Annotated in this window: 16 protein-coding genes; 7 read left to right on the forward strand and 9 right to left on the reverse strand. The window is 65.5% G+C overall.

What is annotated here, in order from left to right:
• Positions 1-4 precede the first annotated feature (4 nt).
• From CAG11_RS15320 to CAG11_RS15340, 5 genes are all read right to left on the reverse strand, one after another.
• The gene (locus tag CAG11_RS15320) at positions 5-1,399 is read right to left on the reverse strand and encodes an ethanolamine ammonia-lyase subunit EutB (protein WP_022641227.1); all 1,395 of its coding nucleotides are present in this window, start codon (positions 1,397-1,399) and stop codon (positions 5-7) included.
• Between the two features lie 51 nt (positions 1,400-1,450).
• Entirely contained in the window at positions 1,451-3,646 is a 2,196-nt protein-coding gene (locus tag CAG11_RS15325; protein ID WP_053134829.1) for an ethanolamine ammonia-lyase, read from the reverse strand.
• A 28-nt stretch (positions 3,647-3,674) separates the two neighbouring features.
• Positions 3,675-5,111: an ethanolamine ammonia-lyase reactivating factor EutA gene (locus tag CAG11_RS15330; protein WP_085596950.1), complete on the reverse strand. Its 1,437-nt coding sequence runs from the start codon at positions 5,109-5,111 to the stop codon at positions 3,675-3,677.
• A 25-nt stretch (positions 5,112-5,136) separates the two neighbouring features.
• Positions 5,137-6,417 (reverse strand): ethanolamine utilization protein EutH, encoded by a 1,281-nt coding sequence (eutH, locus tag CAG11_RS15335; protein ID WP_085596951.1) that lies wholly within the window; start codon positions 6,415-6,417, stop codon positions 5,137-5,139.
• Between the two features lie 196 nt (positions 6,418-6,613).
• Positions 6,614-8,134: an aldehyde dehydrogenase family protein gene (locus CAG11_RS15340; RefSeq protein WP_022641222.1), complete on the reverse strand. Its 1,521-nt coding sequence runs from the start codon at positions 8,132-8,134 to the stop codon at positions 6,614-6,616.
• 382 nt (positions 8,135-8,516) lie between these two features.
• Here CAG11_RS15340 and CAG11_RS15345 point away from each other — a divergent pair, with 382 nt between their 5' ends.
• The 4 genes from CAG11_RS15345 to CAG11_RS15360 all read left to right on the forward strand — a co-directional run bounded on the left by CAG11_RS15345 (position 8,517) and on the right by CAG11_RS15360 (position 12,816).
• Positions 8,517-10,439: a sigma-54-dependent Fis family transcriptional regulator gene (locus CAG11_RS15345; protein ID WP_085596952.1), complete on the forward strand. Its 1,923-nt coding sequence runs from the start codon at positions 8,517-8,519 to the stop codon at positions 10,437-10,439.
• 118 nt (positions 10,440-10,557) lie between these two features.
• Entirely contained in the window at positions 10,558-11,907 is a 1,350-nt protein-coding gene (gene mpl / locus CAG11_RS15350; protein WP_022641220.1) for a UDP-N-acetylmuramate:L-alanyl-gamma-D-glutamyl-meso-diaminopimelate ligase, read from the forward strand.
• Positions 11,904-12,536: a flavin prenyltransferase UbiX gene (gene ubiX / locus CAG11_RS15355; RefSeq protein WP_022641219.1), complete on the forward strand. Its 633-nt coding sequence runs from the start codon at positions 11,904-11,906 to the stop codon at positions 12,534-12,536. The genes mpl and ubiX overlap by 4 nt, the downstream gene beginning before the upstream one ends.
• Complete coding sequence (locus CAG11_RS15360) at positions 12,529-12,816, forward strand: YceK/YidQ family lipoprotein (protein ID WP_085596953.1); 288 nt, start codon at positions 12,529-12,531, stop codon at positions 12,814-12,816. The genes ubiX and CAG11_RS15360 overlap by 8 nt, the downstream gene beginning before the upstream one ends.
• A gap of 7 nt (positions 12,817-12,823) precedes the next feature.
• Here the strand turns inward: CAG11_RS15360 and CAG11_RS15365 are convergent, their stop codons facing one another.
• The 3 genes from CAG11_RS15365 to CAG11_RS15375 all read right to left on the reverse strand — a co-directional run bounded on the left by CAG11_RS15365 (position 12,824) and on the right by CAG11_RS15375 (position 15,770).
• Complete coding sequence (locus CAG11_RS15365; RefSeq protein ID WP_053134955.1) at positions 12,824-13,465, reverse strand: oxidoreductase; 642 nt, start codon at positions 13,463-13,465, stop codon at positions 12,824-12,826.
• 28 nt (positions 13,466-13,493) lie between these two features.
• Positions 13,494-15,212 (reverse strand): C13 family peptidase, encoded by a 1,719-nt coding sequence (locus tag CAG11_RS15370; protein ID WP_085596954.1) that lies wholly within the window; start codon positions 15,210-15,212, stop codon positions 13,494-13,496.
• Between the two features lie 102 nt (positions 15,213-15,314).
• Positions 15,315-15,770 (reverse strand): MaoC family dehydratase, encoded by a 456-nt coding sequence (locus CAG11_RS15375; RefSeq protein WP_085596955.1) that lies wholly within the window; start codon positions 15,768-15,770, stop codon positions 15,315-15,317.
• 178 nt (positions 15,771-15,948) lie between these two features.
• Here CAG11_RS15375 and CAG11_RS15380 point away from each other — a divergent pair, with 178 nt between their 5' ends.
• From CAG11_RS15380 to CAG11_RS15390, 3 genes are read left to right on the forward strand one after another with little or no spacing between them, the layout of a single operon-like run.
• Positions 15,949-16,311 (forward strand): CidA/LrgA family protein, encoded by a 363-nt coding sequence (locus tag CAG11_RS15380; protein WP_085596956.1) that lies wholly within the window; start codon positions 15,949-15,951, stop codon positions 16,309-16,311.
• Positions 16,308-17,024 (forward strand): LrgB family protein, encoded by a 717-nt coding sequence (locus CAG11_RS15385; protein ID WP_053134815.1) that lies wholly within the window; start codon positions 16,308-16,310, stop codon positions 17,022-17,024. Before CAG11_RS15380 ends, CAG11_RS15385 begins: the two co-directional genes overlap by 4 nt.
• Positions 17,025-17,034: 10 nt before the next feature.
• Entirely contained in the window at positions 17,035-17,625 is a 591-nt protein-coding gene (locus CAG11_RS15390; RefSeq protein ID WP_085596957.1) for an LON peptidase substrate-binding domain-containing protein, read from the forward strand.
• 18 nt (positions 17,626-17,643) lie between these two features.
• Here CAG11_RS15390 and CAG11_RS15395 read toward each other — a convergent pair whose 3' ends face one another.
• The gene (locus tag CAG11_RS15395) at positions 17,644-18,960 is read right to left on the reverse strand and encodes a bifunctional DedA family/phosphatase PAP2 family protein (RefSeq protein WP_085596958.1); all 1,317 of its coding nucleotides are present in this window, start codon (positions 18,958-18,960) and stop codon (positions 17,644-17,646) included.
• Positions 18,961-18,992: the final 32 nt, after the last annotated feature.

Here is an 18,992-nt window from a genome sequence, read left to right on the forward strand (position 1 = left end):
TTCCTTATCCCAACTGGGCCAGTGCCTGGCGGAAGGCCGGAGGCAGGTTGTTGCCGAAATGCACCTTGCCGTCGGCCTGGGTGAAGATCCCGGTCCGCGCCAGCCACTGCTCGAATTCGGGCGCGGGCTTCAGGCCCAGGGTCTGGCGGGCGTAGAGGGCGTCGTGGAAGGACGTGGTCTGGTAGTTGAGCATGATGTCGTCGGAGCCCGGGATGCCCATGATGAAGTTGATCCCGGCCACCCCCAGCAGGGTCAGCAGGTTGTCCATGTCGTCCTGGTCGGCCTCGGCGTGGTTGGTGTAGCAGATGTCGCAACCCATGGGCACGCCCAGCAGCTTGCCGCAGAAGTGATCCTCCAGGCCGGCGCGGATGATCTGCTTGCCGTTGTACAGGTACTCCGGCCCGATGAAACCGACCACGGTGTTCACCAGGAACGGCTTGAAGTGCCGCGCCACGGCGTAGGCGCGGGTTTCGCAGGTCTGCTGGTCGACGCCGAAGTGGGCGTTGGCCGACAGCGCGCTGCCCTGGCCGGTCTCGAAGTACATCAGGTTCTGCCCCAGGGTGCCGCGGTTCAGGCTCAGCCCCGCTTCGTAGCCTTCCTTGAGGATGTTGAGGTTGATGCCGAAGCTGGCGTTGGCCGCTTCGGTGCCGGCGATCGACTGGAATACCAGGTCCAGGGGCACGCCACGGTTGATCGCCTCGATGGAGGTGGTGACGTGGGTCAGCACGCAGGCCTGGGTGGGAATCTCGTAGCGCTGGATGATGGCGTCGAGCATCTCCAGCATGGCGCAGATCGAGGCGATGCTGTCGGTGGCCGGGTTGATGCCGATCATGGCGTCGCCGTTGCCGTACAGCAGGCCGTCGAGAATGCTCGCGGCGATGCCGGCCGGTTCGTCGGTGGGGTGGTTGGGCTGCAGGCGGGTGGACAGGCGCCCGCGCAGGCCCAGGGTGCCGCGGAACTTGGTCACCACGCGGATTTTCTGCGCCACCAGCACCAGGTCTTGCAGGCGCATGATCTTCGATACCGCCGCGGCCATTTCCGGGGTCAGGCCCGGGGCCAGGTCGCGCAGGCTCTGCTCGTCGGCGGCGTCACTGAGCAGCCAGTCGCGAAAACCACCGACGGTCAGGTGGCTGACCGGGGCGAAGGCCGCCTTGTCGTGGCTGTCGATGATCAGTCGGGTGACTTCGTCGGACTCGTAGGGAATCAGCACCTCCTCGAGGAAGTGCTTGAGGGGGATGTCCGCCAGGGTCATCTGGGCGGCCACCCGCTCGCCGTCGTTGAGGGCGGCGACCCCGGCCAGGAAATCCCCGGAACGCGCGGGGCTGGCCTTGGCCATGACTTCCTTGAGGCTGTCGAAGCGATAGGTCTGAGAACCTACGCTGTGGGAAAATTGGGCCATCTCAGTCTCCGTTTCAACGATGTAGGGGCGTTGCCGAATGCTGGCGGATCATCAGGATGCCACCTTCTTCAGCAGGTTTTCCAGACGGTTGCCGGCAGCCCGGTGCTGCAGGATGGCGAAGGCCTTCTCCGCCACCAGGCTGCCGCCTTCCAGCGGCGGCAGGCCGCCGCTGTAGATGTTCGAGATCACGGTGTATTCGTAGCCGATCTGCGGGTTGCCGCTGAACTGCGCCGCCGCGCGCCGGGCCTGGTCGTCCGGCAGGCGATAGCCCAGGTAGGCGGACATGCTGCGCGAGGCCAGGGCATCGCCGCCGGGACGTTCGCCGATCAAGACAATGATCAGCTGCGGTTGCAGCGCCTCGCCCACCGATTCCGCCAGCTTGACCCGGCCATAGGGCGCCAGTATCGGCTGGCCGACGCGCAGTTCGCGGCTGCGCAGGCCATCCATCAGCACGGGCAATAGTTCGGGAATGTTGTGGTGGATGGCCTCGGCGCTGAGACCATCGGAAATCACGATCTGCACGTCGTTGTATTCCGGTTGCAGCTGGCGCAGTACCTCTTCGGTCAGGCGCGCGCCCAGTTCCGGGTCTTGCAGGTGGGCCAGCTTGTCCGGGGCGGCGGTGCGCAGCTCGCGCAGGGGAATCTCGCCGAACTCGGCCGGACGCAGGTCGACGTAGATCGCCTCCCGGGCTACCGCCAGGTTGGCCCGCACGATGCGCGAGACGTTGTTGGCCGGGCGCGGCCCGGCATTGTCGAAGCCGTAGGTGGCCGGGGTGGACTCCAGCAGGCGCTGGAAGTCGATGTCCGACTCGCAGAAGATCCGCGGGTTGCCCCAGTTCGGCCCGCGCTCGACGTTGCCATGGGCATCCTCCTGGAAGATCCCCTTGCCCAGGGCCCAGCGCAGGTACTCCGGAGCCGGTGCCAGGTCGTGGACTTCGCGCAGGGTCTGGTTGTCGTGGGCGCTGGTGTCGAAGTAGGCCAGCATGCGGTCGGTGCTCAGGTACACGTCCATGAAGAAGTTGGCGCCGGCCGCGGTCAGCAGCTCGGTGGCCATCTGCTGGCCTTCCAGGGTCACCTGGGAGTGCAAGGTGTAGCAGGGCGCCATGCCCATGGGCAGGCCCAGCAGCTTGCCCATGAACTGGTCCTGCAGGCAGGCGTAGGTCATCTCGAAATTGTCGAGGTGGGTTTCCGGGCCGATGAAACCGGTGACGTTGTTGACCATGTACGGGCGGTAGCGCCGGGCCAGGCCGTAGCACAGCGCTTCGCAGGTGGTCATGTCGATGCCTTCGTGCTTGCCGTAGGTCAGCTCGCTGCCCTGGCCGGTCTCGAAGTACATGAAGTTTTCCGCCACGTCCCTGAGCGGGCCCCGCTCGGCCATGGCCTGCCAGGCCTGGTCGAGCAGTTGCACGGTGACGTCGAACTCGTCGGTCAGGGTGCGCTCGGTGCCCGCCAGGCTCTGGAACATGATTTCCACCGGCGCGCCCTGGTCCAGGCAGGCCAGTTGGGTCTTGATGTGCGACAGCACGCAGATCTGCGTCGGCGCTCCGGTTTCCCGGCGCAATTTGTCCAGATGGCGCAGGGTGGCGCTGATGTTGTCCACGGTGTCGATGGCCGGGTTGAGGCCGATCAGCGCGTCGCCCGAGCCCATGCTCAGCCCGGTGTACACCAGCAGGGTGATGCCGCTGAGGTTGTCGGTGGGGTGGTTGGGCTGCAAGCGTGACGACAGGGTGCCAGGCAGGCCCACCAGGGTCCGGGCCTTGGCGGCCGCACCACTCTTGAGCTTCTTGGACAGCAGGATCAGCTCGTGCACGTCCAGGAGCTTGGCCAGGGCGGCGACCATCACCCCGGTCAGGCCCGTGCCGATGCGGCGGATCTGCGTGCCGTGGCTGCGCAGCAGGCGGTCCTTGAGGGCGCCCAGGGTCAGCCCGGATATCTCGGCGAACACCTGGTGGTCGATGTCGTAGTTGACCTGCATCACGCTGTCGATACGGCCGTGGCGGTCGGTGAGAGGGTGCTCGAAGTAGTGGCCCAGGGTCAGCTCCGAGAGCACCTTGCGGGCCGCTTCGCGAGTGATTTCGTCGGCCGCTGCGAGGCCAGCCACGCGGTCCCCGGCCTTGCTGATGTCGGCGGCGCCGAGCACCGCCTTGAGGTTGGCGAAGTGGATCTCGCGATCCAGGACCCGGGTGCCGTAGCTGCGCTCGGCGGGTATCTCGGGCAGGCGGATGTGCTGGAGTTCGGTGAGTGGCATGGCAGGACTCTCCTTGGTTCGCATCGCCTCAGTGCACGCCGTAGAAGGCGACGGGCACGATGTGCTGATGGGGTTTTCCCAGGTTGATGAAGTGCGCCGAGCGCTCGCGTACCTCGTCGATGACGATCAGGTTGCAGGCACTGCGCCCCCAGTCAGTGGCGTAGTTGCCCAGGACCTTGCCGATGTTGCTTTCCAGCAGCAGCACCAGTGGCCACTGCGGCTCCGGGGCCGCGGCTTGCAGGGCTTGGGCCAGGCGCGTGCCCAGCTGGCGGACCTGCTCCAGCCGGGGAACCTGGCCGTCATCGAGCAATTGCAGGCAGGCGCCGTCGCGGCTGCCCAGGGCCAGGCCCAGGGCGTCGCGCAGTTGGCGCTCGCTGGCATCGATGGGCAGGCGCGCAACGATGGGCAGGTCCTTGAGCGGCAGCACTTGTGGTCGTGGCAAGAACAGGGTGCTGCCGGAAATCTCGGTGTTGTGCAGGGTCAGGCCATAGACCGTGGCTCGCCCGCGGTTTTCCGGCAGCAGTCGGGTGGCGTCCCCCACCAGTCGGGGCTGGCGAGCGATGGCCAGGGCCAGGTCGATACCCAGGTCGCCATAGAAGGTGGTGCCGGGCAGCGTTTCGCCTTGCAGGTGGCGATAGAGCAGCTCGCCGACGCCGCCGGAAAAGGTCAACGCGGCGCTTGCATGGCCTTGGGGCAAGAGCAGCGGCAATTGCTCGACCAGCCGGCCCAGCGGTCCTGTGAAGAACGCCCGGTCGCCTTCGGCGATGGCCAGCAGCGCCGCGACGTACCAGGCGAGAACGGCGTCCCGCTCCAGGGGCATGAGCTCCTGGCCGGATTCCCTGGCGATGCCCAGGTGCTGGAGCAGGGCCCGGCCGAACGCCGAGAGTTCCCTGAGCCGATAGCTACCGGGGTGGAATTGCAAGTGCCGGGCGCCGATGAAGTGGCAACCGCTGGCCAGGACGTTGCCATCCAGGCCCCAGGCGGCATTGGTGGTACCGCCGCCGATATCCAGGTTGAGCAGTGGCTGCTGGCGATGGAAACGGCTCAGGGCCGAACAGCTGCCCATGAAGGCCAGCCAGGATTCCAGGCCGCCGTCGTCGGCCCGGGTCACCAGGGCGTTGCCGAGCAGCTGTCCTACCTGGTGCGCCAGGGCCTGGGCATTGTGCCGCCGGGCGGCCAGGCCGGTGATGATCACTCCGCCGGAAAACAGCTGTTGCGGGCGGACTCCGGCCTGTTCCAGCCAGCCTTCGATCAAGTCGCCGATGGCCCCGGTGTCGATGATGTCGTCCTTGAACGGCGTGAACACCGGGTCGCCGCGAAACAGCACGCGGGGTTCATTGAGGGCCATGCGTCCGGTGACGCAATGGCTGCTGAGGCTGGCCTGGGCGATCAGCGCGCTGCTGGTGGTGGAGCCGAAGTCCAGCCCCAGCAGCAATACCGGTGCGCCGCCCGTGATGGCTGGCATGCAGGCGTTCCTTGTCGTGCCGGGCTCAGGCTGTGGCCTTTTGCCCGGGCCCTACTGGCGCTTCCTGCACGCTATCGCCCAGGTACTCGCCCTCGGCGATGATCCCGGCCGCACGGTCCTGGGCTTCCAGTTGCAGGGCCTTGGGCACCGACAGCCAGTAGGCCAGGCCCACCGCGACGAAACCGGCGCTGAGCTTGCCGATCAGCACCGGCAGGATGATGGTCGGCTGGAAGTTGGCGGTGAAGGATAGGTGGTCGCCCAGCAGGAAGGCCGCGCAGACACCGAAGGCGATGTTGACTACCTTGTCCTTTGGCGGCATGTAGCGCACCAGGCGGAACATCGCCAGGATGTTGGCAATGGTGGCCAGCATGCCGGCGCTGCCCACGGCGCTCAGGCCGACCTTGCCGCCCAGGCTCTCCAGGGGTTTGCCCAGGTACTTGCGCAGCAGGTAGACCATGGGGAAGGCCCCGGCCAGCATGATGCCGATGTAGCCGGCGGTTTCCAGCGCGCGGGTCTGGTCCTCGGCGTCGGCGATGATCGGGTGGAAGCCCCAGCTGCCGAAGACCGTGGTGAACACGCCGGTGAAGTGCTGGACGATCGACGCCACCAGCACCAGCTTGATCACTGCGTCCAGGGTCCGGCCGAAGATGATGAAGCCCTTGATCATCAGGTCCGGCAGGAACCGCAGGCCCAGGGCCAGGGCCACGACGAAGATCAGGATCGGCAGCAGGTTGGCGAACAGGCCGCCCACGGCCAGGGCCAGTTGGTAGCTGGCCTCGGAGTTGGTGCTGACCAGCTCGCGGACCATCGGGTTGCTGAAGGCCAGGATCAGGCTGGCCACCATCACCCCGACCGGGATGGTCAGGATGCCGGACATGATCCCCAGGGCCATGTACTTGTGGTCGCGCTTGTCGAGCATCGCCAGGCCCATGGGGATCGAGAAGACGATGGTGGCGCCACCCATGAAGCCGGTGATCAATGCCATCACCAGCGCTTCCTTGCTGGCCGCCAGGGCCGAGGCCAGGTGGTAGCCGCCCATGTCCGAGGCGATGATCATGGTCGCCGCCAGGGCCGGGTCGGCGCCCAGGGATTCGAAGAAGGGTCCGAAGACCGATTCGATCAATACGGTGAGATAGGGGATGGAAGCCATGATCCCCGCCGCCGGCACGAAGATGTAGCCCGTGGCGTGGATGCCTTCCATGAACTCCTTGCCCAGCCCGCGATCGCTGTCATAGATGGCAGCGAGGGCGCCGAGCACGGCACAGAGCATGATGAGGTAGAGCACGTAGTTGCCGATCTGGTCCATTGCTTTGCTCCCTTGTCTTATTGTTTTTCAAGGCTCTTGTTCAAGCCCGGGGCTGTGCGCGCGAGGTCGTTGACTCAGAACTTCCGACAGCAGCGTCCCGTCCGGCAAGCCAGTGGCACCGGACCACGAAGGTGTAGATGTGCGGCAGGGCCGCGAAAAAACCTCCCGGCGACCTTGGGGTCGCCGGGAGGGTCGATCAGAAGAAGCCCAGCGGATTGATGTCGTAGCTCACCAGCAGGTTCTTGGTCTGCTGATAGTGGTCGAGCATCATCTTGTGGGTCTCGCGGCCCACGCCGGATTTCTTGTAGCCACCGAACGCGGCGTGCGCCGGGTACAGGTGGTAGCAGTTGGTCCACACGCGGCCGGCCTTGATCCCACGGCCCATGCGGTAGGCGCGGTTGATGTCGCGGGTCCAGACCCCGGCCCCCAGGCCGAACTCGGTGTCGTTGGCGATCGCCAGGGCCTCGGCTTCGTCCTTGAAGGTGGTGATGCTCACCACTGGCCCGAAGATTTCTTCCTGGAACACGCGCATCTTGTTGGTGCCCTTGAGCAGGGTCGGCTGGATGTAGTAGCCGGTTGCCAGGTCGCCTTCGAGTTTCTCCACCTTGCCGCCGGTGAGCAGCTGCGCACCTTCGTTCTTGGCGATGTCGAGGTAGGACAGGATCTTGTCGAATTGCTGTTCGGAAGCCTGGGCGCCGACCATGGTGTCGGTGTCCAGCGGGTCGCCACGCTTGATCTGCTCGATCTTCTTCATCACCGCCTGCATGAATTCGTCGTAGATCGACTCCTGCACCAGGGCGCGGGATGGGCAGGTGCAGACTTCACCCTGGTTGAAGAACGCCAGCACCAGGCCTTCGGCGGCCTTCTCGATGAACTTCGGCTCGGCCTGCATGATGTCTTCGAAGAAGATGTTCGGCGACTTGCCGCCCAGTTCCACGGTGGACGGGATGATGTTCTCGGCGGCGCATTTCATGATGTGCGAGCCCACCGGGGTCGAGCCGGTGAAGGCGATCTTGGCGATGCGCTTGCTGGTGGCCAGGGCCTCGCCGGCTTCGCGGCCGAAACCTTGCACCACGTTGAGCACGCCTTTTGGCAGCAGGTCGCCGATCACTTCCATGAGCACGGTGATGCCCAGCGGAGTCTGCTCGGCGGGCTTGAGCACCACGCAGTTGCCGGCGGCCAGGGCCGGGGCCAGCTTCCAGGCGGCCATCAGGATCGGGAAGTTCCACGGGATGATCTGGCCGACCACGCCCAGTGGTTCATGGATGTGGTAGGCCACGGTGTTGCCGTCGATCTCGGCGGCGCTGCCTTCCTGGGCCCGCAGGCAGCCAGCGAAGTAGCGGAAATGGTCGGCGGCCAGGGGGATGTCGGCGTTCAGGGTCTCGCGTACGGCCTTGCCGTTGTCCCAGGTTTCGGTGATGGCCAGCAGTTCGAGGTTCTGCTCGATACGGTCGGCGATCTTCAGCAGGATCAGCGAGCGGGCCTGGACCGAGGTCGCGCCCCAGGCATCGGCGGCGGCATGGGCGGCGTCCAGGGCTTTATCGATGTCTTCGGCAGTGGAGCGCGGGAATTCGGCGATCGGCTTGCCGTTCACCGGCGAGGTGTTGGTGAAGTACTGGCCTTTGATGGGCGCGACGAATTCGCCGTTGATGTAGTTGCCGTACTTGCTCTTGAACGAAACGATAGCGCCTTCAGTACCGGGGTGTGCGTAACGCATGGGGTATCTCCTGGCTTTTATGCTTATGGGGGAGGACGCGCTTTAGCGCATGGCAAGCGTAGAGCAAAGCCCGGGCCAGTGTGCTCCATGCCAGGTGAATCAAGGCCTTGCGACAACAGGTCGCAGCCCCTGGACCTGGGCTGTGGCAAATCTGGCGCAGTATCGAGTGACAGTTTGTAACCCTGATGGCACAACCTGTGACTTGTGGGGCATGCCGACGTTGCAATGCGGTCACGGCTGGAGGATGCTGATTCGCGTGTCGAATCCTGTCGGACAAATCCGCAGAATCCTCGGAGTTTTGTCGGCTGGCAGCGATTCCCGAACTTTCGGCGGCTACAGGATGGCGCCCGCGCGTGACAGCACAGCAGGAGAACAATAAGAAATGCACAGCAGCAATCATCTGACCCGCCATGCCCAGCAAGTGCTGACGGTCGCCCGGGGCAAGGCTCATCTGCAGGGACCTGGCAGCGATCCATCCATCGCCCGTTCCTGGCTGCGCTGCCTGGAGGATTATCACCTCGACCCGGCACTGGCCATGGCGCCGACGGTGCTCGAGCACGGCCGCTTGCTGGAGAGCCGCGAGCGCCTGCGCGATGTGCTGCAGATCGCCGGCACGGAAATGGCCAACCTGCACCAGCAGTTGTCCGGTGCCGGCCACGCGGTGCTGCTGACCGATGCCCGCGGGGTCATCCTCAACTGCATCACCGCTCCCAGCGAGCGCAAGATCTTCGAGCATGCCGGCCTGTGGCTCGGCGCCGACTGGAGCGAGGCCCGCGAGGGCACCAACGGTATCGGTACCTGCCTGGTGGAACGCCAGTCGCTGACCATCCACCAGGACGAGCATTTCCGTGGCCGGCACACCGGCCTGACCTGCTCCGCCAGCCCGGTGTTCGATCCCCATGGCGAGTTGCTGGCGGTACTGGACGTGTCTTCGGCCCGACAGGATGTTTCCCGCCAGAGCCAGTTCCACACCATGGCCATGGTCAATCTCTCGGCGAAGATGATCGAGAGCTGTTACTTCCTGCGTTACTTCGAAAACCAGTGGTTGCTGCGCTTTCACTTGCAGGCCGAGTCGGTGGGGCTGTTCAGCGAGGGGCTGCTGGCGTTCGACGGCGAAGGGCGGATCTGCGCGGTGAACCAGAGTGCCCTGAACCTGCTGGGGCATATTCGCGGTGGCCTGCTGGGCAAGCCCGTGGAGAGTTTTTTCGATTGTTCCCTGGATGAGCTGTTCGCTCGTGCCAGCCTCAATGCCAGCGCCAGCTGGCCATTGCGAACCCGGGACGGACGGCGTTTGTTCGCCTTGTTGCGCGGTGCCCCGCAGCCCGTCACGCCACCCTTGTTGCGCGCGCCGCTGGAAGTGCTCCAGCCCCGCGCCCCGGGGATCTGCCTGGGGGACGCCGGCCTGCAGAACGATTTTCGCCGGGCTTCGCGGGTGTTCGAGCGTGATGTGCCGCTGCTGATCAATGGCGAGACCGGCTCCGGCAAGGAGGCGTTCGCCAAGGCCGTGCACCAGGGCAGCGTCCGGGCGGACAAGGCCTTTGTCGCCCTCAACTGCGCGGCGATCCCGGAAAGCCTGATCGAGAGCGAACTGTTCGGCTACCGCGGCGGCAGCTTCACCGGGGCGCGCAAGGAAGGCATGCGCGGCAAGCTGCAGCAGGCCGACGGCGGCACCTTGTTCCTGGATGAGATCGGCGACATGCCGCTGGCCTTGCAGACCCGCTTGCTGCGGGTCCTGGAGGATCGGCTGGTGGTGCCCATCGGTGGCGAGCCGCAACCGGTCAATGTGCGCATCATCAGTGCCACTCACCGCGACCTGCAGGAGCGGGTGCGCGATGGCAGCTTCCGCGAAGACTTGTACTACCGGCTCAATGGCCTGGAGATCGCCCTGCCGGCATTGCGTGAACGCAGTGACAAATCCCAGTTGCTGGACTTCCTCCTGGCCGAAGAGGCGGGCACGCAGCCAGTGGGCCTGGACGAGCCTGCACGCCAGGCGCTGTTGGGCTATTCATGGCCGGGCAACGTACGGCAGCTGCGCAATGTGCTGCGGACCCTGGCGGCCTTGTGCGAAGACGGTCGGATCGGCATCGACGACTTGCCGGCGATGATTCGCCAGGGCAGCCGCCTGGCTCCGGCGAGCGAAGCGCTCCAGGCGCAGCCGGAGCGCCCCCTGGACGACGCCGAGCGCCAGGCGCTGCTGGCGGCACTGGAGCAGCAGCGCTGGCACATGACCCATACCGCCGAGCAACTGGGGGTCAGTCGCAACACCTTGTATCGCAAGCTGCGCAAGCACGGCATTTCGCGCTGAGCCCAGGCACGTCCATCGCCTGCCGTGGCCCAGGCCGCGGCGGCATCTCCCCGTCAGCTAAAGGGTGCGATTTGCAGCCCTCTAGGCTACCCTGCGCCGATGTTTTATGAGGTCGACTATGCACATCCATATTCTCGGTATCTGCGGCACTTTCATGGGGTCGATGGCGGTTCTGGCCAAAGAGCTCGGCCACCACGTCACCGGCTCCGACGCCAACGTCTATCCGCCGATGAGCACCCAGCTGCAAGCCCAGGGCATCGAGCTGACCCAGGGTTATGACCCGGCCCAGCTGGACCCGGCGCCGGACCTGGTGGTGATCGGCAACGCCATGTCCCGGGGCAACCCGGCGGTGGAATATGTGTTGAACAAGGGCTTGCCCTATGTGTCCGGCCCGCAATGGCTGGCGGACCATGTGCTGCAAGGGCGTTGGGTCCTGGCGGTGGCCGGTACCCACGGCAAGACCACCACCAGCAGCATGCTGGCCTGGGTGCTGGAGCATGCCGGGATGAGTCCGGGCTTTTTGATCGGCGGCGTGCCGCAGAACTTCGCGGTTTCGGCGCGCCTGGGCGGTACGCCGTTCTTCGTGATCGAGGCCGATGAGTACGACAGCGCCTTCTTCGACAAGCGCTCGAAATTCGTCCATTACCGTCCGCGCACTGCCATCCTCAACAACCTCGAATTCGACCATGCGGATATCTTCCCGGACTTGGCGGCCATCGAGCGGCAGTTCCACCATCTGGTACGGACCATCCCCAGCGAAGGCCTGGTGATCCACCCCACCACCGAACCCGCCTTGCAGCGAGTGATCGAGATGGGCTGCTGGACCCCGGTACAGACTACCGGCGCCGGTGGTCAATGGCAGGTCAAGCTGCGCAGCGAAGACGGTTCGGCCTTCGAGGTGTTGTTCGAGGGTGTGAGCCAAGGCGTGGTCGAGTGGGAACTGACCGGCCAGCACAACGTCGCCAACGCCTTGGCGACCCTGGCCGCGGCCCGTCATGTGGGCGTGGTGCCGGCCATGGGCATCGCTGCGCTGAGTGCCTTCAAGAGCGTGAAGCGGCGCATGGAGAAAGTCGCCGAGGTGCAAGGGGTGACCATCTACGATGACTTCGCCCACCACCCGACCGCCATCGCCACCACCCTGGATGGCTTGCGCAAGCGCGTCGGCGAGGCGCCGGTGATCGCCATCATCGAGCCGCGCTCCAACTCCATGAAGCTCGGTGCCCACCGTGACGGCCTGCCGGAAAGCGTCAACCAGGCCGACCAGGTGATCTGGTACGCGCCGCCCAACCTGGGTTGGGACCTGGCGGCCACTGCGGCCCAGTGCACGGTGCCCTCGATCGTCAGCGATTCGCTGGACGGCATCATCGAGCGAGTGAAGAGCCAGGCCAAGCCCGGGACCCAGGTGGTGATCATGAGCAACGGCGGCTTCGGCGGCCTGCACGGCAAGCTGGCCGAGGCGCTGCAATGAACAACGGCCCGGAACGCATCACCCTGGCCATGACCGGGGCGTCCGGCGCCCAATATGGCCTGCGCCTGCTCGACTGCCTGGTCCGCGAGGACCGGGAAGTGCATTTCCTGATCTCCAAGGCCGCGCAGTTGGTGATGGCCACCGAGACCGACGTGACCTTGCCGGCCAAGCCGCAACTGATGCAGGCCTTCCTCACCGAATACACAGGGGCGGCGGCGGGGCAGATCCGGGTCTACGGCAAGGAAGACTGGATGTCGCCGGTGGCCTCTGGCTCCGGCTCGCCCGCGGCGATGGTGGTGGTGCCGTGTTCCACCGGCACCCTGTCGGCGATCGCCACCGGGGCCTGCAACAACCTGATCGAGCGGGCTGCGGACGTTACCCTCAAGGAGCGTCGGCAATTGATCCTGGTGCCGCGCGAGGCGCCGTACTCCAGTATTCACCTGGAGCACATGCTCAAGCTGTCGAACCTGGGCGTGACCATCCTGCCGGCGTCGCCGGGCTTCTATCACCAGCCGCAGACCATCGATGACCTGGTGGATTTCGTCGTGGCGCGGATTCTCAACCTGCTGAACATTCCCCAGGACATGCTGCCCCGCTGGGGCGAACATCACTTGAGCAGTGATGAGTAAAGCCCTGCTGCTGTTGCTGGCCGCCCTGCAGTTGGGCGGCTGCGCCACGGCCCGTACCCTGGATGCGGCGAAGCCCGGGGCGCCGGTGGTATACGCCGGAACGCGCCTGGACTTGTATGCAATGCAGGGCGGTTGCTGCCCGGTGGATCGCTTCGGCGCCCAGGCTCCCGGTTACCCGGGGCTGGACCTGCCGGCCAGCGCCTTGCTCGATACCCTGCTGCTGCCGTTGTCAGTGCTGACGGCACTGGGGGTGGGGTTTCGCGCCACGGGCGGTTTGTAGCGCGAGGTCATTTACCCAGTTTGCGCAGCTCGTCGGACTCCACCACCCGGGTGCCGCTTTGTTCTTCCAGGGCCAGGCGCCACATGGCTCGCGCTAGCTGGCAGGCCTCGATGCCGTGGTACTTGCCGGGAATCAGTCGCGACAGCGGACCGGCCAGTTGTTCGCCCAGGCGTGGTTCGACCCGGTCGCCCAGCAATAGGGAAGGTCGGCAGATAGTCAGTTGCGGCCAACCCTGGCGCTTCAGGGCTTCTTCCATCTCGCCCTTGACCCGGTTGTAGAAGATCGACGACTTGGGGTCCGCGCCCAGGGCGCTAACCACTACCAGGTGCCGTGCGCCCATTTCCAGGGCGCGCTTGCCGAACGCTACGACCAGGTCCAGGTCGACGGCGCGGAAGGCCGCCTCGGAGCCGGCACGCTTGATGGTGGTGCCCAGGCAGCAAAAGGCGATCTCCACCTTGCCGCTCAACTGGGGTAGGAGCACAGCAGGGTCGCCTACCGGGTTTTCCAGTCGCGGGTGCTGGCTCAGCGGGCGTCTGCTGGGGGCCAGGACGCGGCTGATGGTGGGCTCGCTGAGCAGGCGATCAAGCAGTTGCTCTCCGGTCAGGCCAGAGGCGCCGGCCAGCAGGATGTGCTGAGGCGTCAGGTACATGGTCATTCCCCCTTGATACAGTTTCAGCTTAGTAGCTCTGCGCTTCCTTGTTGCTGATAGAGACACTCTGCAGCGCTTTTCGTGCCTGCTGCTTGCGCAGTTGCTGCCAGTGGGCGAGTACTCCCTTGGGCGCCCAGATCTGTGGTTCGGAGGGTTCGAAGTTCTCGGTCTGCTCACGTTCGGCCACGGTCGCCTTGGCCAGCAGGAAGGCGTGCTCCAGATCGTCGGTCTGGTTCAGGGCCTGGGCGAACAGCGCGTCGCCGAAGTAGGTGAAGTCGGCTTCCTCGGAACAGCCGAAGGACACCCGGTCGGCCCGGGAGGCGGTCATGACCAGGGTTCGCTCATCCTTGAGGGCTGGAATGAAGCCACCGGAATAGCAGGCCGAGATGACGACGATCTTGTCGCGATTCTTCAGCGGTGCCAGGGCGCTGGCCAGCTCGTCGGCAGGCAGGTCCGCCAGTTCCAGGCGTGGTTGGTCCAGGACCAGCTCATGTTCGCTGGTGCCGTGGCTGGTGAGGTAGATGAACACCAGGTCCTCGGGGCCGCTGCGTTCGGCCAGGACCTGGGCGGCACGGCGCAGGTTTTCCCTGGTAGCCATGGGGCGGGTCATCATCTGGTCGCGGTGGTTGACCAGGCGAACCTGGCCCAGGGCGCCGAAGCGGCTGGTGAGCATGTTGCTGACGTAGTCGGCCTCGCGCAGGAATACGCTCTGCTTGCCATCGCCGGCGAGCGTCAGGCTGTAGAGCTCGATGGCCGGGGTGGAGGCGGGCACGGCATCGAGGGCCTCCCGGAGCAAGCCGCCCTGGGCCAGCAGGGCGCCTTCAAGCGGGTCGGGGAGCAGCTTGCCCTCGGCGTCGCGAACTCGCAGGCCGTTGTTCCAGGTCCCGCTTTGCACGCTGCCGTCCCGCAGTACCAGTACCCCGCGGCCCTGGTAGTTGTCGCTGTCGAAGCCACCGATGTAGAAGCTGCCGTCGGTGAGGTTCAGGCGGCCTTCGCCGCTGAAGCGCCAGTCGCTGAAGGTGCCGATGTAATGGCTGCCGTCGGCGCCGATCAGCTCGCCCTTGCCGCCCAGGGCGCCCTCCTTGAACTGGCCGATCCAGACATCGCCATCGGAGTTTTCGTAGCGGCCCTTGCCGTTGAGCTGGTTGTGCTTGAAGCCACCGACGTAGATATCGCCTTCGGCGCTGTTGAAGGTGCCATTGCCCTCCAGTTGACCATCGACGAAGTGGCCGCTGAACTGGTTGCCGCTGGAGTCGCTGCGCTGGCCCTCGCCATTGGGTTTGCCCTTGGCGAACTGACCCTGGTACTGGCTGCCGTCCTCGAGCTCCAGGCGGCCCAGGCCCGAGTACAGGTCGGCCTTGAACTCGCCCCGGTAGGTCATGCCGTCTTCCTTGAGGGTGCCTTCGCCATCCCGGCGCCCCAGCTTGAAGCCGCCACTGTAGTTGCTGTCCTTGGTGGTCAGGGTGCCCTGGCCGTGGAACAGCCCCTGCTGGAACTGGCCGCGATAGACCTCGCCATTGCTGCCGTGCCATTCGCCCTGGCCGTGCCACTGGCCCTTGTCGAACTGGCCGGCGTACCAGCTGCCGTTGGGATAGTCGATGCGCCCCTGGCCCTGCAGCAGGCCGTCCATCAGGTCGCCCCGGTAGCGGCCGCCATCCGGCAGGCGGGCATCGGGCGGCAACAGCGATTCGCCGTCACCGCAAGCGCTGAGCAGGAGGGTCATGACCAGGGGTACAAGTGGGCGCATAACGGGTTCCGGATGATTAGGGGTCCGAGTATGCCGTAGCGGTGTGCCTTGTATATAGAGAGACCGAGCGAAACAGCGTGAGCTGTTTCGCATCGAGAGGCATCAGACAAAGCAGAGCGACAGGGGCTCGGCGATGTAGGCGGGTTTTTCCTGGCCGTCGATCTCCAGGGTGGCGGTGACCTTGAGCAGCCATTGGCCGGGTTTCTTCTCGGTGACGTCGGTCAGGTCGACCTTGAGTCGCACCTGGGAGTTGACCGCCACCGGCTGGATGAAGCGCACGCTGTCCAGGCCATAGTTGACCGCCATCTTCAGGCCCTTTGGCAGCACCAGGATGTCTTCCATCAGCTTGGGGATCAGCGACAGGGTCAGGAACCCATGGGCGATGGTGCCGCCGAACGGAGTCTGTGCGGCCTTGACCGGGTCCACGTGGATGAACTGGAAGTCACCGGTGGCCTCGGCAAACAGGTTGATACGCTCCTGGTCGATGGTGAGCCATGCGGAACGTCCCAGTTCCTTCCCAACGTAGTCCTTGAGCTCTGCAGCAGGAACATAGGGCATTGACACTCTCCTTGGGTTCAACGGTTTTAGTGATCGATAGGGTGTTTTTCGCTCCGGAATCTCCACTGTAGATCATCATGGCGATCCGGCCCGGGTAAACGTCCATGCTTTTGGCGAATGCCGGTTCATAGCGCCTGCGTGCTTATAATGCGCCACGGTATCTGGCTGGAGAGGCGGTATGTTGCTACGGGGTTTGACATGGCTGGTGCTGTTCCAACTGCTCGGGACGGCGCTCAATCACTTGCTGTTGCCCGTGCTTCCCGGTCCGATCATCGGCCTGTTGCTGCTCCTGGTGTTCCTGATCATCCGCGGTGAGGTGGGCGAGCCGTTGAGCCAGGCCGCCGGCAGCCTGTTGCGCTACCTGCCGCTGCTGCTGGTGCCGCCCGCCGTTGGGGTGATGGTCTATGCCCGGGATATCGCCGCGGATTTCTGGGCCATCGTCGGTGCACTGGTCTTGTCGCTGGTGCTGTCCATGGCCTTCGCCGGTGTGCTGATGCAGCGCCTGGTCAAGCGCCAGGCGCGCCGGGAGGATGACCAATGACCTTCGACTGGCAGGGGGCCTGGGCGGCGGTGATCCACCATCCGCTGTTCGGCATCGGCATCACCCTGGGGGCCTATCAACTGGTGCTGGCAGCCTTCGAGAAGACCCGCTGGATATTCCTGCAACCGGTGCTGGTGTCCATGCTGCTGGTGATCGGCGTCCTGGTCGGTTGTGGCCTGAGCTACACCGAGTATCGCAAGAGCACCGAGATCCTGAGCATTCTGCTGGGACCGGCCACCGTGGCCCTGGCGGTGCCGCTGTATCTAAACCTGCGACGCATCCGCCAATTGTTCTGGCCGATCTTTACTACGCTGGTGTTGGGCGGAGTCCTGGCCACCAGCCTGGGAGTGCTGCTGGGCTGGTGGTTCGGCGCCGAGCACATGATCCTCATGACCATGGCGCCCAAGTCGGTGACGTCACCGATCGCCATGCTGGTGGCCGAGCAGATCGGCGGCGTGGCGGCGCTGGCGGCGGTGTTCGTGCTGATCACCGGGGTACTGGGGGCGATCTTCGGCCCGGCGCTGCTGGATCGCCTGGGGGTCGAGGCGCCGGAGGCGCGGGGCATGGCCCTGGGCATGACGGCCCATGCGGTGGGCACTTCGGTGGCCCTGCAGGAAAGCGAGGAGTGTGGCGCCTTCGCGGCGCTGGCGATGAGTCTGATGGGCGTGGCCACGGCGGTCCTGCTGCCGCTGGCGGTGTCGTTGCTGGTTTGAGGATGGTGGCATGAGTCTGGCGTTGCTCCCCCTGAATACCGTGTTGTTTCCCGAGTGCATCCTCGACCTGCAGATCTTCGAGGCGCGCTACCTGGACATGATCGGTCGCTGTATGAAGCAGGGCAGCGGTTTCGGTGTGGTGTGCATCCTGGAGGGCGAGGAAACCGGCCTTGCGCCCCAGGGATATGCCCGGGTGGGCTGCGAGGCGCTGATCACCGACTTCCACCAGCAGGACAACGGCCTGCTGGGAATCCGCGTCAGGGGCGGGCGGCGCTTTCGCGTGCTGGACAGCGAGGTGCAGAAGGACCAGCTGACGGTGGCCCGGGTGCAATGGCTGGAGGAGGCGACGGAGCAGCCGCTGCGGGACGACGATGCCGACCTGGTGGCGCTGCTCAAGGCCTTGGCTGAACACCCCATGGTCGAGGCCCTGGAAATGGGTGCCGAGGCGGCCGGACAACTGTCCCTGGGCAATCAGCTGGCCTATCTGCTGCCCTTTACCGAGCTGGACAAGATCGACCTGCTGCAACTGGACGATCCGCAGCAGCGTCTGGATGCGATCCAGCAGTTGCTGGACGAGCTGCAGGGCGAGCTCTTCGCCTGAGCCGCCGCGCAGCCCGCCTCAATAGGCGTAGCGCAGCAGCGCCTGTGGCAGGTGCCGCATCGACATGAAGGCACACAGCAGGACCATCACCGGCAGTACCAGCCACCAGGCCTTGGCCGGCATCGGCTTGAGCGGGGCCTGCCACTGGCAAAGGGTCAGGCTCGCAGCACAGACGCAGGTCGCCAGCATGGCTCCGGCGAGAATGTCGGTAGGCCAGTGGGCCCCCAGGTAGACCCGCGACATCGCGATCGACAGCGCCGGCAGGCAGCCCAGTAGCAGCCAGGTCAGGCGCATCCGCGGCGGTTGGCCACGCCCGGCCAGTACGGCCAGGGTCAGGAACAGCGCGAAGGATCCGGAGGAATGCCCGCTGGGCATGCTGAAGCTGGCCAGCGGCTCGGTCAGCACCTCGGGACGCACTCGGGCGAAGAACCATTTGCTGGCGGTATTGGCCAGCGCGGTGCACAGCAGCGTGGCGCCGGCGAATACCGCCTGGCGCCACTGGCGCAGCAGCACCAGCAGCAGGGTCAGGACCGCACTGATGACGAACATGGCGCGGAACTCACCGATCTGGGTGACCATCACCATGACCTTGTCCAGTGCAGGGTCACGATGTTCCTGTACCAGGGCGATCAGTCCCTGGTCGAACTGGGCCAGGTGGGGATAGCCGATGAACAGCCCGATCAGCAAGGCCAGGCCCAGGCCGGACATCAGCAGGGTTGCCCGGCGGTGGCGGCGCAGGCTGCTGTTGACGCTCAGCCCGATCAACACCGCGAGGCTGCCGATGACTACCCCGGCCTGGGGCCAGAAGCCTTCGGGCAGCGGCAGGCGAATGGCTGCGCCAGTGGCCCAGCCCGGCAACAGGTAGGCCACCGACCAACCCGCCGCGGCCAGCAGGCTGACGGCGAAGAAGCGCGGGAACGGCATGTCGAACATGCCCGCCACCATCGGCAGCATCGGGCGCAGGGGGCCGATGAAGCGCCCGACCAACAGGCTGGCGATGCCATAGCGCTGGAAGTAGGCCTCCGCGCCAGTGATCCATTCAGGATGCTGGCGCAGGCCCGGCAGGCGCCGGATGCTCTGGTGGAAGCGCCGGCCCAAAAGGTAGGAGATCACATCGCCGAGGACCCCGGCGGTAAAGCCCAGCACTAAGGTCTCGCCCAGCGACAGGGCACCGTTGCCGGCCAGTACGGCAATGGCGAACAGCAGCACCGTACCGGGGACGATCAGGCCGGCGATGGCCAGGCATTCCACGAAGGCGACGATGAATACCGCGGCGGCCAGCCACTGCGGATTGGTGCTCAGCCAGGCGGTCACGCTGTCGAGCCATGGGCCCATAGGTTCAACTCCATTTCAGTGTCAGGCAGGGC

It is taken from the genome of Pseudomonas sp. B6(2017), from assembly GCF_002112765.1.
In the GTDB taxonomy this organism is placed as follows: Bacteria; Pseudomonadota; Gammaproteobacteria; order Pseudomonadales; family Pseudomonadaceae; genus Aquipseudomonas; species Aquipseudomonas piscis.